Genomic DNA, 13,313 nt, shown 5'->3' on the forward strand with positions numbered 1-13,313 from the left:
AACTTGTATTTCTAAATCAATGATTGCAAGTTTACAGTTTTTTGTTTTTGAGAAGTTATTTTTGAAATATTAGCTAGTACAAGCATCTGAAGTCTTATGGGAAGGCAGCAGATATACACAAAACAGTGCTGCTATAAGTATGAAGATTCCAAAGTAATAGGTATCTCTTTGAGCAAGAACATAAATGCTTTTACTGCTAAGTTTAACAGAATGACTGTAAAACAGCTGTCTGGAGGTTAAAATTACACTGCTGAAGGCAACTCCCAGTGTTTGACCCAGATTTCGCATAGTTGCCAGCATGCCGGAAGCCACACCTGCATTTTCTCTAGGAGCAGAATTTAAAATTGCAGTATTTATAGAGGAAACACTTAAGCCATTTCCTATTCCCATAATGAGCAGAGTGAAAATCACCATGATATAGCTGGAGGTTTCCTTTAAAAAGCTCATAAGCAGACAGCTTACACATATAAACAGCAGCCCTATGCTGCTTGGAAAGCGTGTACCCCTTTTATCTGTGAGACTTCCGCCAATAGGAGACAATACCATCATCATAAGGGGAGAGGCCAGCATAACTAAACCAGAAGCATCTGAGGGCATTAACAGTATGTCTATGAGATAAAAAGGTACTAAATAGGTAATTAATTGCTGTACCAAATAAGAGAGCATACACACAATATTGGCAAAGGAAAAAGTCCTATTATTAAAAAGCTTTAGGAACATTAAAGGAGATTCAGTATGCTTTTCATGTATTACAAATAAATACAATAGTAAAAGGCTTAAAAGCATGGAACCCAAGAACCAAATAGAGTGAAGCCCCCATTTATTACTGAAATTTAACCCTATGGAAAAAGAGCCTATGGAAATTGAAAATAAAAGGGCTCCCAGCCAATCCATAGTTCTATTTTTAGTACAATCTTTTTTGTCTTCAGGCATAACAATACAGGTGAAAATAAAACCTAAAATACAAAAGGGAAGGTTAAAATAGAAAACTGCATGCCATGAAAAATGAGTAAGGAGAAAGCCTCCAATTGTAGGTCCTGCAGCTAATCCTATAGAGATAAACACAGCATTTATTCCCAGAGCTTTGCCTCGTTTAGAGGAATCAAAGGTTCTGCTGACGATGGCCTGAGTAATAGAAATCATAATGCTATAGCCAATGCCTTGAAGACATCTAAAAAATATAAGCATATTCAAATTTACAGATAATAAAGGTGTCAGCATACACACTAAACCAAAAAATAAAAAGCCAATTCTAAATTGTTTCTTATATCCATAAAGTTCTGCAGTTCTCCCAAAAATCAATAATGTGCAGCAAGGCACTAATGAATATACTAAAGCCAGCCAGCTTACATTATTCTGGGTGGCACCAAATTCTCTTGCCAAAGTTGGAAGAGCGAGATTTAAACTATTTACAGAAAAGGATACCACCAAATTTGCCATACTGGTTACAGCAAAAATCATCCATTTTCCGTAATCACTTTTAAGTATTTTTTCCATATTACGATAACTCCTTTTTAACAATATCTTGCTTTATTATATTACATATGTTAGTATTTGTTAAATAAATTAAATTGGAGATAATAATTCGTTTTTCGAATGATAAAAGGAGCTTTTAATATGGATACACAGAATTTAAGAACTTTTCTTATGCTATCAAAATTAAAAAGTTTTACTGGTACCGCAGAAAAATTATTCGTAGCTCAATCCACAGTAACCAATCGTATTGCTGAATTGGAGAAGGAAACAGGAAAAAAATTATTTACAAGAGATAAAAGACGTATTCAGCTTACTAAAGAAGGAATATTGTTCCAAAGCTTTGCTAAAAGAATTTTGGAGTTGGAGGAAAGTGCAATACAGGAAATAAATCGGACAGATTTTTATAAGAATACACTTCGAATTGGAAGTGCTAATTCTATTTATGAATGCCATTTATACTCTATTATTCATTCTTTTTTGACTTCCCATAAAGATATATCAATTAAAGTTATATTAAATCACTCACAGAATTTAATAGAAATGCTTGAAGATCAAATGCTTGATGTAGTTTTTTCCTATTTGTTTTATGAAAAAACTGGATATAGCTGTATACATTTTGCCACAGATGAGCTAATTCTTGTAACCAGTCCTGAAAACAAAGCCTTTAAAAAGGGCATTTATAAAAGAGAATTATTAGAAATAGATTATCTTATGTGCGATCTTGCCTTACAAGAAGCAGGACAATTTATACGCACCTTATTTCCTTCCTATTATCAGTTTCCCTTTGAAATTGACAACAGCATAAAGCTTATACAATATCTTATTGATGGTATGGGCTATAGCTTTCTGCCTAAAAGCATTGTAAACAGCTATATAGAAAAAGAGGAATTAAGCTATATACCACTTATGGATTTTGATGCCCCTTTAATCAACAGTTATTTTATTTATAAAAATAATGATAATGAAATTAAAAAATTTTTAGAATTACTGAAGTTTTATAGATAACAAGTAGATCTTGTAATTCATAATTATGGCCCAGGTAGATACATGGCTTCTTTGCATGCTGAGGTTTCCAGTCTCAGCGAATCCGAGAATTCTATAAATTTATGGCAAATGAATATCCCTTTCTTGCATATGCTCCACAAAAGCGATAGGCACTACCCGGAATTTATAAATATATGGTTTGGATTAGTGGGTAAAAACAGATATATATATACTAACCAGTGGGGTATACGGGATACAGAGGTGTTAGGAAAAGTGCTGAAAATCCATGTGAAATGTATGATATTTGGCGGTTTCTTTTAGTATAATCGGTACTGTGAATAGGACAGTCAGGCATTAAAATGCTTCTAGATATACAAGTCTGTATCAACATGTGTTTGAAATGAGGCTATATATCCTCTTTTTTCATAGACCTGCTGATATGCCCCATTATTGCACCTAATATAAAGTTCTAGCATAAAATGATAAAGTGGAATATTTAAAAATTTAGTACATAAAATTTGTATTTCATTATCAATTGTAAGGAGTGGTTACTATTTACAATCAAGGGGCTTATTCTAAATTCTATTGTCCCTATTTCTACAGACAAGAGTTTGTTTGCTCTTACTGCGGAGCAAAATTCTCAACAAGAGAAGCTTTGAGGGCACATATATATAAGAGTCATATAGAGGATCTTGATTTATTTACTGGACAGCTTAATGAAATCCCACCTGCTTGTCCACTGGTGAATAATGGTGTAAACAAATGCTGTGGAGCAAATTACGCAGAGATTTATGTAGATAATGATTACTTAAGGGCACTAAAGACAGCAGATAAATACTTGTATGCCTGGTTAACAAGAAACGGTACAATGGCTTATGACCTAATATCAGACAATATAAAAAAGCAGTATAAAGACAAAAATGATTTCGAAGCAGCTTTTGCAGGTACATCAAATCCTCACCATGAAAGTTTTGAAATAGAGGGGTGTAGTTGTCGGTCAAAGGATAGAATTCGCTTTAAGGTATGGCTGTACTATAATTATACCGGTCAAGACTTATCACCATATAAACGTCCAAGAAACAATGAATGTATCGAATTAGTTAAAATAAATAAAGAAACATGGTTAGTGGATAAGGTTTTTACATTAGAAAACTATTATATAGAGAGACATATAGCAGCAGAAATTAAATTAAAAAATAGTTTAAAAGCTGAAGATAAATTGAATAAGGGAATCATAAAGCTTTATTCAGCAAAGATAAAAGACTTAAATGGAGAAAAGTGGGGATTTATAGATAACAAAGGGAATTTTGTAATCAAACCTAGTTTTGATTACGCTTATGATTTTCAGGACAATGGACTTGCTATAGTTGGTATTAATAATACCTTTGGAATTATTAATACCTTCGGAAATTATGTTGCAATTCCTAAGTACGATTTTATTAATCAGTTTTCTGAAGGCCGTGCTGTAGCTACAAATAATAAAAAACCTGTAATAATTGATGAAAGTGGAAGAGTATTAAGCACAAAAGAATATGACTATATAGGAAATTTTAAAAATGGAAGGGCTTTAGCATCAGGTTTTGATAAAGAAGAAAAATATATTTATGGATATTTAGATAGACAAGGGAAAGAGATAATACCTCTTCAATATGAATTTGCAAGTGATTTCATAGATGGGAAAGCAATAGTTAAACTTAAAGACAATGAATACGCATTAATAGATCTAAATGGAAAGATTTACAATAAGTATAATAATTATTTTGTAGGCAATTTAGGGGATGGTCTTTTAGCTTTTCAAGAAATTCAGAATGGCAAATACGGTTATATTGACCAAAAGGGAAGAGTAATAATGAAGCCAGAATTCACTGTGGCTACGACTTTTAGCGAAGGAAGAGCTATAGTAAATAATAGTTCCGATGGGAACGAAAGAAGATATGGACTTATAGATAAAGCAGGTAATTATAAAATAAAACCTGAATATGATGATATAATTCTTTTAGATGAAAATAGAGTAAGGGTTGGCAAAGCAATTGTAAAAGAAAAACCATTTATAGGTTCTAAGTATTCTATTGCTGATATAGATGGTAATTTTTTGACTGACTTTATATATTACGATGTTTCTAACTATAAGAATGGTTTAGCTTCTGCTTATGATGATAAAAACACATTTTTCATAGACAATAAGGGAAGGGTAGTAAAAAATTTACCTATTGTTAGCGGCAGTGGAAGCCTTGCTTTTATAGGTGAATTAATTAGAGCTTATGTGGATAATAGGATAATGTACTTTGACAGTAATGGAAGGCCTCTGTGGAAGGAAAATACCATAATTCCATTGGATAATATGTACGAAATAAAAGAAGTGAAATATAAACCTAATAAAGATTATCTAGTATACTATCCTCAAATAAAAGGCGTGAAAAATCCAATTGTAGAGAAGTATATAAATGAAAGGCTAAAGCAGATATCCCAGGTTAGACCAATTGATCCTAATATTCAACTTGAACATAGCTATGGTCGAGATTTTTCTGTTGAGTTTTTCAAAAAGAACCTGTTGGTTTTAGAACTTAATGGCTATGATTATCCTTTTGGGGCAATGCATGATATGCCAATTAAAACTTATCAGCATATAGATCTGATTTCGGGCAGATTCTATGAACTTAAAGATTTGTTTAAAGAAAACAGCAACTATGTGAAAATTTTAAGTGATATTATAGGAGAACAAATAAAGAAAGGTATACAATACTTCTATGTTTTTCCAGACAGTTATAAAGGAATAAGTAAAGATCAGCCTTTTTACGCTGATGATACTGCACTTTATATTTATTTTCAACCTTATGAAATAGCCCCATTTGCTGCAGGCTTTCCAACTTTTAAGATTCCATACAAGGAAATTTTGAATATCATAAATGTTAATGGAGAATTTTGGAAATCTTTTCATTGATACTGAATATTATAAATTGTAATAAATAAGAAAGAAGTGAATAACAATGTCAAAGTATGATATGGTGCTGGTCAGCACCACAGGGATGGATACCACCATGTAGGTGAATACCCCTAGGATGCAGATATTGGACGCCATCACCACGGATATTAACAAGGAATTGCATGACTAAAGAAGAATTGTATAATTTTGCCGTTAGTGAAATAGGAGGCAAGGATGTTGTAATTAGTTTCAATAAGCCTAATCTTAAATGGTTACTTGGAAACTATCGCATTGAGGGGGTATCTGGATGAATGAAGCATTGAATTATTATAACTATAATAATTATAAGATAATATATTACTGTTTGATGAACAATCAGGTGCATCTACAACTAAAAACCGAAGATGCACCTGATTATAGCGAAGGTGCAAATTACTACTACCTTCGATTTTTATAATTACTTATTAATTAATAGAGGTCTGTTCTGCAAATATAAATTAATATCCTCATTAGGTTTATTTTGGATTAAATCACTTATTATCTTAGAAAGAACCATACTGTAGACAGTTCCGTTGTCTCCATATCCATATAGAACATAGCAATTTGGCAATTCCTCATATTTTCCGATTATTGGCAAGCCGTCATGAGTGCCTCCATAGAAAGCAGAAATATAGAATTCAGGATATACATTTATATCAGGAAAAAGTTTATTGAATTCCGTTATAAGTTTTTCTTTGTTATGTAAAAGTTTTGAATCACGTTTTTGAGGAATGGTTATATTCTCGTCAAGACCGCCTATAATAATCCTATTGTCAGCAGTAGTTCTCATGTATATATAAGGTCGTGCTGACTCCCAAATAAGAGTTCGTTTATACCAGGTGCCAAAATCTTTAATTTGATTTGTGACAACGGCATATGAGCTGGAAAGTACGGTGTTTTTCTCGTTTTTTATTTCAAGACACTCATATCCAGCAGCTATAATCACATGTTTTGCCTTTATAGAGTGATTACCTTTAGTAAAAAAGACTGCATAATCCTTTTCGAATTTCTTTCCGTTTATTTCTGTATTTTCAAAAATTCTAGCTCCTAGGCTTTTGCATTTCTCTAGTAGACTAATAGTAAATTTATAGGGGTTTAGCTCTGCATCATTTTTACTGTATATGGCAGAATGTTTTTTAAAAGAATAAAGTTTTTCTATTGTTTCTTCATCTAGCAACTCTACATCAAATCCATGCTTCTTCAAAAAATTAAATTCTTTTATTATTTTTTCGTAATCTTCTTCATAGCTTTGATAGTATAATGTATCCCTTCTGCAAAATTCAGAATCCAAGCTTAAGGAGTTGCAGATATTTTCAATTTCATCAATGGCTTTTTTGCATAAATTCAAATGACGAGCAGCATAATCTTCTCCAAAGCTATTGATTAATTCAAAGAACATTTTTTCTCCCATATACTGTATTAAGGCTGTATTTGTGGATGTGCTTCCAAAACCTGCCCTCCGCTTATCAACTAATATCACATTTGCTCCGGAGTTTACTAAATAATAAGCACACTGTGCTCCAGAGGTTCCGCAACCGATAATTAATACATCACAGTCAATATCCTCTTCTAAACTTGGATATGATGGAACCTCTAAAAGAGTTGTTGGCCAATAAAATTTCCCGCTTTGTAAATTCATTTTCTCACCTCTTTTATAGAAAGATAAAGTGATGGCTGGAATTACTAATCACTCATCTTTTCAATTATTTTATCCATCTCATCAAAAGCCTTTTCCTCTGCACTTTCTATTCCACTCTCATCCTTGACTGTCCCTTCAACTATAGGCTTGTGAAAGTCTTCAATACCTATAAATGGAACTGTTTTTGTTACAATCTTATATTTACCCAAAGTTGTCATAAACAATACCATTGAATTTTATGTCATCTTTACACCACAATACAACTAAAAATAGTTGATACAGTTATATTAAATATTACGACTTACACTATTTCCTAAGATTAATGCTCCAGAATTTTTAAGAAATCTTCTTAGTTCAGCTGAGTTAAGATATGGTTCTCCAATATAGGAAGGTTTATTATCATTAACCTTATTTGCATGAAAGTCGGAGCCACTTGTATAGAAGGAAAATCTCCTCATGGCTAGGTTAACAAAGTATCTTGTAGCATGTTCATTGCTGCGACAGTATTTTGCTTCTATACCATCAAAAGGCATATTTCTAAAATATGAATGCTTTCATTGTTAAAACTTGTGGACAGCTCAACAGCAGGAATTACTGAAACACCATATTCTTTGCCTGCTTCAGAACCTTCAGCTATTCCGCCAACTGAATTGTGATCAGAAATATATCACCAACCCCTTTATTCTTTATAATTCCAAAACAAGTTAGAATTTCATTATTTCTTTTTATATTTTTTCTTAGAGTAGTTTATCCATTGATTATATAAATCTGGTCTATTACTTTTAAAAATAATCACAATTTCAGTATATTCCGAGAACTGTATTTTGTTCTTGGATATTTGGCAAGCGACCTAAGGACGACAGTCACTCTTGTGGCGCTTGCTAATTTCTGGCGTATTTCTTTATAGTGCGACAGTCACTTTTGTACTTATAAATATTATGATGTCGATTTAGTAAGTAGAATATCCTAAAATGTATAAATTGAGTAAAAATTTTCTTGATTAAATTTAAAAGATGAAGTAGGAGATATGGCAAGAGCTACAGCTAATATGAGAAAGGAATTAAGAGGAATTGCTTCTGAGCTAGAAGAAATATATCCAATATTTGCAAGATGTATAAAAGGATTGGATTATATAGACAAGAGTTATCTGTGGAAATTAAAGGGACGTTGGTTATGATTTATTCAAATATTTAATTGAATAATAACAAAATTTTCATTATTAACCATTATGTAGATTTTTCTTATAAAACGAGTTTAGCTGTACAAGCAGGATGATAAGTTATCCTGCTATTTTTCTGTCGTAGTTTATACACAGCTTGTATTAAATATTATATTGACAGGCTATGATAAATACAATATGATGAACATAGTTCATTTGAGAACTTTAGGAGGAAGAAATTTGTCTAGGATAATTGAAAATCCAAAACAGCTTATATTAGGTAAAGCAAAAGAAATACTATATAATCAAGGTTATCGTAAGTTAAGTATGAGAAGCTTATCAAAAGAATGCGATATAGCTTTGGGTACAATCTATAATTATTATCCCACAAAAAAAGAGCTTGTCATTGAAATGATGACAGACTATTGGCAGAACTACCTTGATACTGTTGAGGAAATAGTTAATTCAGATGCGGATATGTATATTAAATTAAATAATATTTTCAATGAATTAGAAGTCTTTATCCAAAACTTTCGACAGTACTGGCTTACAACAGAGCTATATGATAGCAAAGAATATGTGGAAGGTGGATTACAAAAAGAATATGTTTTCATTGAGAAACTTATAATTATAATTGAAGCTATTTTAATGAAAGAGCAAGCTAATAAAAATATTCATATTAAGTTAGGCGCAAGAGAAACAGCAAACTTTATAATAATGAATTTCATAACAATAGTTCAGATGCCGCTTTTTAAGTACGAGTCCTTTGAAGTATTTCTTAAAGAGTTGTTGAAATAAATCATATCTTTATAGATATGATTTTAAAAACTCTTCAAATGAACATTGTTCATTTGACTGGAATAGATTTACTTTATAAAAATGCTCAAAACCCAAAATTATATTCAAATTTAGGAGGTATTTATTATGTTAATTTCTGCAATAATAACAATTACATTAGCGCTTGTGTTCTATACAGTAGGTGTTTGGAGTGAAAAAACTCAAGGTGAGCTTAAGAAGTGGCATTTAGTTATATTTTATATAGGCTTGATATTTGATACTATAGGAACAACAATTATGAGTAAAATTGCTTCTGGTGGCTTTAAGCTTAATTTTCATGGCATTACAGGTTTGCTTGCAATTATTTTGATGCTTTTCCATGCTCTTTGGGCAACTGTGGTATTAATAAAGGCTGATGAAAAAGCCAAAGCAAATTTTCATAAATTAAGTATCATTGTATGGATTATATGGCTGATACCTTTTAATTCCGGTGCTATATTTGGGATGACAAGATAATAAAATTATTGTTGCTCGAATATGCTTTGATGAATAAGCGACTGAAATGATTTTGTAATTATACAAAACTAATTCAGTCGCTTTTGATTTGAGATTCACTTTCTTGGATCACCGTTAAATTATCCTTTCAAAATAAATAATGCTACAAATAGATATATCAGACTCTAAAATTAATTTTACGTTGAATAATTATACTTATTAGCGAAATCATTAGCTACAGCCCACCCAATGGTCTCTATCAATACAGCTGCAGTTGAAGCATTTATAACATTTCCGATTCCTGGCAACCATCCAACAAGAGCTTGAGCTATACCTCTGCCAGCATATGACGCTGCAGCACTAGCTACTATAGCTTTTGCAGTAGTTTCATTAATATCTTCTCCAAATACTCCTCCAAGTGCTATAACCATAGTGACTTCTATTCCTATGAGTAACGGTACATCTGCACCTGGTAATTGTGCCATTCCAGCAGCGGCTGCTGCTCCTGAAACTGATGCAGTATGAATAATTGCACTACACTTACTTTTTTGTTCTGATGTCATTTTATTTTCCCCCTTCATTAAAATTATTTAAATAATATGGTTTTTATTGTATAATTTAATATTATCAGTATACTATTTGGCATTAAATGTATTTATAATTTTTATGACTTTATTATATGATAATTTTATAAAAACCTCCAATAAAAAAGAGATTTTTTTATTATTATAAATATATGAAATTCAATTTAAAAAAAAATAAACAATAAAATATTTTGATATATGGAGTTGATTAGTTTGTCTGATTATATGAAAGAAAAATATTTATTTGCTAATAACCTAAAATATTTGATTGAATCTCGTAATATTAAAAGAAGAGATTTAGCAGATTGTATCGGTGTTGGATTAGCAGCAATCAATTCATATGAATATGGAATATCTTGGCCAAGTATTCCTAAAGCTATTTCTATAGCTAAAAAATTTGATATAAGTATTGATTGTCTTTTAAATTATGATATTAAGCAATTAGAACTTGAAAAAAACTGGGATCCGGAAAAGCCAGGGCTAGATTTTATACCTTTTGGTAAAAGTAATTATAATAAATATTTAGGAAATAATTATTGGTTATATCTTTATGATAATCACGTTGAAAACGGCCCTAAAATTAATCAACTAAAATTGGAAATAATTCCTAATATAAAGAAAAAAAGATATGATATATGTATATTGACAGATAATGAAGATGAAAAAATAAAATATTTAGGGAACTTTGTACTGGAACACAATCATGCATACATATACTTACGAGGTATAGAGCATCATGAACGTGCTTTAATAACAGTTCATAATCCTGAAAATGAAACATCAAAGCCTTATATCGGGGGTATTGGCACTATTGCATCTATTTCGCATGGTTATGAAAAAGATCCCTGTGTACAAAAAATTTTAATAATCAATAAAAGAATATCGAAAGATAACATTGATATTAATAATAATGAACTATTTTCAATTTTAAAGATTCAATGCAACGCTAATGTTATTAAAGTAGATAAAGATGAAGATAAGAAAGTATATGACTTAATTAAAAAATTACCAAAATACTAAGCTATAGAAAAAGAGGGGGAGGGATAATGGATAGAACGATAGAATATAATGGTTAATTTTTGAACCAATTATTTATATTGGAGGAGATTTTAGGACAATCTTAGAATTTAGTATAATTACATTGCTAAGTCCTATGAAGAAGTACAGGCTATTACTAAAGTGGGTACTGGCTGTGGCCATTGTGTAGAAGGCACCAAGCAATTAGTAAATGAATTAATAATAAGAAAAAAAATTGATGAAAACCAAATTGTATGTGGTTGCTTTAAAATTACAGCAGGAGATATAGTGACTGCTGTTAAAAATGGTGCTAAGTCTTTTGAAGAGGTTCAAGCTGTTACTAAAGTGGGTACTGGCTGTGGTCATTGTGTAGAAGGTAATAAGGCGTTGGTTGATTACTTATTGAAAAAATAATATTTTGGATAAAACACATAATTTTTAGCTGTTAGCAAGCTCACTTCCTTCGCAAGTATCCTAGCAGGTTGTGCATAAATACTTGCTACTTCTATTTATTACCATAAAATTAAAGAATGTATTGACTTATACATTTTAATGATGTACAATCACTAGTGTTTAGTAACTAAACATAGGAGGTAAAAAACTATGTCCAATAGTTTAAGTACAGAAATTATGATACATAAGTTTGAAAAAGTTATGAACAAGTATAATAAATCGGAGAAAAAACCTAAGTATTATGGAACTGATGATTTGTTATATAGAGCTGAAGTTCATACTATTGATGCCATAGGAAAGAACAGGAAGATAAATGTTACTGACTTAGCTGAATATCTAGGCATTACAAAAGGTGCTGTTTCACAAATGGTAGATAAATTAATAAAAAAGGATATGGTAAACAAGAAGTTGTTGTCTGATACTGAGAATGAAGTATCTTTAGAATTAACTGAAAAGGGCTCTCTTGTATATAAGGGTCATGAAGAATACCATAAAGAGCACTATGCTGAAATATCCAAGCGCTTAGAGCATTTGTCAGAAAAAGATGTTGAAACTTTTTTAGATATTTTAAATGTAGTAGAAAACTTCTTAGATAAAAGATAATTTTTTTTATCACTATGTTTAGTAACTAAACATATCGCAAATCAAAGCTCGAGAGGTGAAATATATAAATGAATAAAAAATTTAAAATCATTGACATTCAATCACATTTTCTCCCTGAGAAATGGCTTTATGAAGTTTCAAAGCGTAAGGAGTATCCTATGCTTGAAAAAATAGCAGAAGATATGTGGCTTATACATGGTTCAAAGTATGACAAGTTGCCGTATCATGCTAAAAAAAGTGCCATTGATATTAACAGTAAATTAAAAGAAATGGATGATGCCAGTATAGAAACTACTATACTTACCTTAAGTCCTCCAGGTCCAGACAGTGTATCTAATGGAAAAGAAGCAGATAGGTTAGCGAAAATCTCTAACGATGGTATTGCAGAAATTGTATCATCTTATCCAGAACGCTTTCGTGGTGTTGCAAATTTAGGTTTTGGAAATATGGATGAGTCTATAAAAGAACTTAATCGATGTATTGACAAACTAAATTTTGTAGGTTTGCAAATTTACCCTTATGCAGGAGGAGATAGGGGGATAGATAATCCTTCTTTTAGGCCGATTTTTAAAATACTTGAAGAAAAAGGTATACCACTTATTCTTCATCCTGGATCACCAATTAATAAGGATTATGGCTCTTACAATATTGGAGCACTAATGGGGTACTGGTTTGATGATGCAATAGCAATGGTGAAACTAATATTAAGTGGATTATTTGAAGAATTACCAAACTTAAAAGTAGTATGTCCTCATGCTTGGTCACTGCTTCCTTATTTAATTGACAGAGTAAATACTCAAGCAAGTAGATTTCCAGAGTTTTTTGCTCGTAATATCAGAAAAACTCCTGGTGAATACTTGAAAAAAGTTTATACAGACTGTAATAATTTTTCTGCAGATACTCTTAAGTTTGCTATTAATAAAATGGGCGGAGTAGACAAAATGATGTTTGGTAGTGATTCACCCTTTGTAGAAGCAAAGTTTGTTACTAACTTGATTTCAGACCTGGGATTATCTAGAGAGGAGATTGAAAAGATATTTTATAAAAATGCAAAAGAATTGTTTAAAATTACTGATTGATTTATATAAGTCCTTGTAATTTAAATAGCTACAAATTATATAAAACAATTAACAGTTAAGTTATTCACCCTAATTTTTGGAGGAT

The 13,313-nt window shown here is 31.2% G+C and carries 14 protein-coding genes; 10 read left to right on the forward strand and 4 right to left on the reverse strand.

The genetic code is table 11. The features are described from left to right. Positions 1-69: 69 nt before the first annotated feature. A complete protein-coding gene (locus I6U48_RS03905; protein WP_218319098.1) occupies positions 70-1,497 on the reverse strand; it encodes an MFS transporter in 1,428 nt (475 codons plus the stop codon). Between the two features lie 120 nt (positions 1,498-1,617). On the opposite strand from I6U48_RS03905, the gene I6U48_RS03910 reads away from it, so the two are divergent. The 3 genes from I6U48_RS03910 to I6U48_RS30010 all read left to right on the forward strand — a co-directional run bounded on the left by I6U48_RS03910 (position 1,618) and on the right by I6U48_RS30010 (position 5,694). After that, positions 1,618-2,481 (forward strand): LysR family transcriptional regulator, encoded by an 864-nt coding sequence (locus I6U48_RS03910; RefSeq protein ID WP_218319099.1) that lies wholly within the window; start codon positions 1,618-1,620, stop codon positions 2,479-2,481. Between the two features lie 634 nt (positions 2,482-3,115). Beyond that, positions 3,116-5,401, forward strand: coding sequence for a WG repeat-containing protein (locus tag I6U48_RS03915; RefSeq protein ID WP_246615194.1), 2,286 nt, complete (start codon positions 3,116-3,118; stop codon positions 5,399-5,401). A 164-nt stretch (positions 5,402-5,565) separates the two neighbouring features. Further along, the gene (locus tag I6U48_RS30010) at positions 5,566-5,694 is read left to right on the forward strand and encodes a hypothetical protein (protein ID WP_281421796.1); all 129 of its coding nucleotides are present in this window, start codon (positions 5,566-5,568) and stop codon (positions 5,692-5,694) included. Positions 5,695-5,840: 146 nt separating this feature from the next. On the opposite strand, the gene I6U48_RS03920 is transcribed toward I6U48_RS30010, so the two are convergent. Further along, positions 5,841-7,061: an NAD(P)/FAD-dependent oxidoreductase gene (locus tag I6U48_RS03920; RefSeq protein WP_218319100.1), complete on the reverse strand. Its 1,221-nt coding sequence runs from the start codon at positions 7,059-7,061 to the stop codon at positions 5,841-5,843. 44 nt (positions 7,062-7,105) lie between these two features. Beyond that, positions 7,106-7,279 carry a hypothetical protein gene (locus I6U48_RS03925; protein ID WP_218319101.1) on the reverse strand — a complete coding sequence of 58 codons (174 nt, stop codon included), beginning with the start codon at positions 7,277-7,279 and terminating at the stop codon, positions 7,106-7,108. 809 nt (positions 7,280-8,088) lie between these two features. On the opposite strand from I6U48_RS03925, the gene I6U48_RS03930 reads away from it, so the two are divergent. The 3 genes from I6U48_RS03930 (at position 8,089) to I6U48_RS03940 (ending at position 9,513) form a co-directional block, all read left to right on the forward strand. Next, a complete protein-coding gene (locus I6U48_RS03930; RefSeq protein WP_218319102.1) occupies positions 8,089-8,238 on the forward strand; it encodes a hypothetical protein in 150 nt (49 codons plus the stop codon). Between the two features lie 222 nt (positions 8,239-8,460). After that, entirely contained in the window at positions 8,461-9,018 is a 558-nt protein-coding gene (locus I6U48_RS03935) for a TetR/AcrR family transcriptional regulator (RefSeq protein ID WP_218319103.1), read from the forward strand. A gap of 126 nt (positions 9,019-9,144) precedes the next feature. Then, entirely contained in the window at positions 9,145-9,513 is a 369-nt protein-coding gene (locus tag I6U48_RS03940; protein WP_218319104.1) for an HsmA family protein, read from the forward strand. Positions 9,514-9,689: 176 nt separating this feature from the next. Here I6U48_RS03940 and I6U48_RS03945 read toward each other — a convergent pair whose 3' ends face one another. Beyond that, positions 9,690-10,055: a hypothetical protein gene (locus tag I6U48_RS03945; RefSeq protein ID WP_218319105.1), complete on the reverse strand. Its 366-nt coding sequence runs from the start codon at positions 10,053-10,055 to the stop codon at positions 9,690-9,692. Between the two features lie 234 nt (positions 10,056-10,289). On the opposite strand from I6U48_RS03945, the gene I6U48_RS03950 reads away from it, so the two are divergent. The 4 genes from I6U48_RS03950 to I6U48_RS03965 all read left to right on the forward strand — a co-directional run bounded on the left by I6U48_RS03950 (position 10,290) and on the right by I6U48_RS03965 (position 13,228). Next, positions 10,290-11,096, forward strand: a complete 807-nt coding sequence (locus I6U48_RS03950; protein WP_218319106.1) for a helix-turn-helix transcriptional regulator — start codon at positions 10,290-10,292, stop codon at positions 11,094-11,096. A 120-nt stretch (positions 11,097-11,216) separates the two neighbouring features. Continuing rightward, complete coding sequence (locus I6U48_RS03955; RefSeq protein WP_218319160.1) at positions 11,217-11,507, forward strand: (2Fe-2S)-binding protein; 291 nt, start codon at positions 11,217-11,219, stop codon at positions 11,505-11,507. Positions 11,508-11,696: 189 nt separating this feature from the next. After that, the gene (locus I6U48_RS03960) at positions 11,697-12,149 is read left to right on the forward strand and encodes a MarR family winged helix-turn-helix transcriptional regulator (RefSeq protein ID WP_218319107.1); all 453 of its coding nucleotides are present in this window, start codon (positions 11,697-11,699) and stop codon (positions 12,147-12,149) included. 68 nt (positions 12,150-12,217) lie between these two features. Beyond that, positions 12,218-13,228 carry an amidohydrolase family protein gene (locus I6U48_RS03965; protein ID WP_218319108.1) on the forward strand — a complete coding sequence of 337 codons (1,011 nt, stop codon included), beginning with the start codon at positions 12,218-12,220 and terminating at the stop codon, positions 13,226-13,228. The last annotated feature ends 85 nt before the right edge of the window (positions 13,229-13,313 follow it).

It is taken from the genome of Clostridium thailandense (assembly GCF_019207025.1).
In the GTDB taxonomy this organism is placed as follows: domain Bacteria; phylum Bacillota; class Clostridia; order Clostridiales; family Clostridiaceae; genus Clostridium_AM; species Clostridium_AM thailandense.

Coding starts and splice junctions, on each gene's coding strand:
- I6U48_RS03905 (WP_218319098.1), bottom strand. CDS start 1,497: ATGGAAAAAATACTTAAAAGTGATTACGGAAAATGGATGATTTTTGCT.
- I6U48_RS03910 (WP_218319099.1), top strand. CDS start 1,618: ATGGATACACAGAATTTAAGAACTTTTCTTATGCTATCAAAATTAAAA.
- I6U48_RS30010 (WP_281421796.1), top strand. CDS start 5,566: ATGACTAAAGAAGAATTGTATAATTTTGCCGTTAGTGAAATAGGAGGC.
- I6U48_RS03920 (WP_218319100.1), bottom strand. CDS start 7,061: ATGAATTTACAAAGCGGGAAATTTTATTGGCCAACAACTCTTTTAGAG.
- I6U48_RS03925 (WP_218319101.1), bottom strand. CDS start 7,279: ATGACAACTTTGGGTAAATATAAGATTGTAACAAAAACAGTTCCATTT.
- I6U48_RS03930 (WP_218319102.1), top strand. CDS start 8,089: ATGGCAAGAGCTACAGCTAATATGAGAAAGGAATTAAGAGGAATTGCT.
- I6U48_RS03940 (WP_218319104.1), top strand. CDS start 9,145: ATGTTAATTTCTGCAATAATAACAATTACATTAGCGCTTGTGTTCTAT.
- I6U48_RS03945 (WP_218319105.1), bottom strand. CDS start 10,055: ATGACATCAGAACAAAAAAGTAAGTGTAGTGCAATTATTCATACTGCA.
- I6U48_RS03960 (WP_218319107.1), top strand. CDS start 11,697: ATGTCCAATAGTTTAAGTACAGAAATTATGATACATAAGTTTGAAAAA.
- I6U48_RS03965 (WP_218319108.1), top strand. CDS start 12,218: ATGAATAAAAAATTTAAAATCATTGACATTCAATCACATTTTCTCCCT.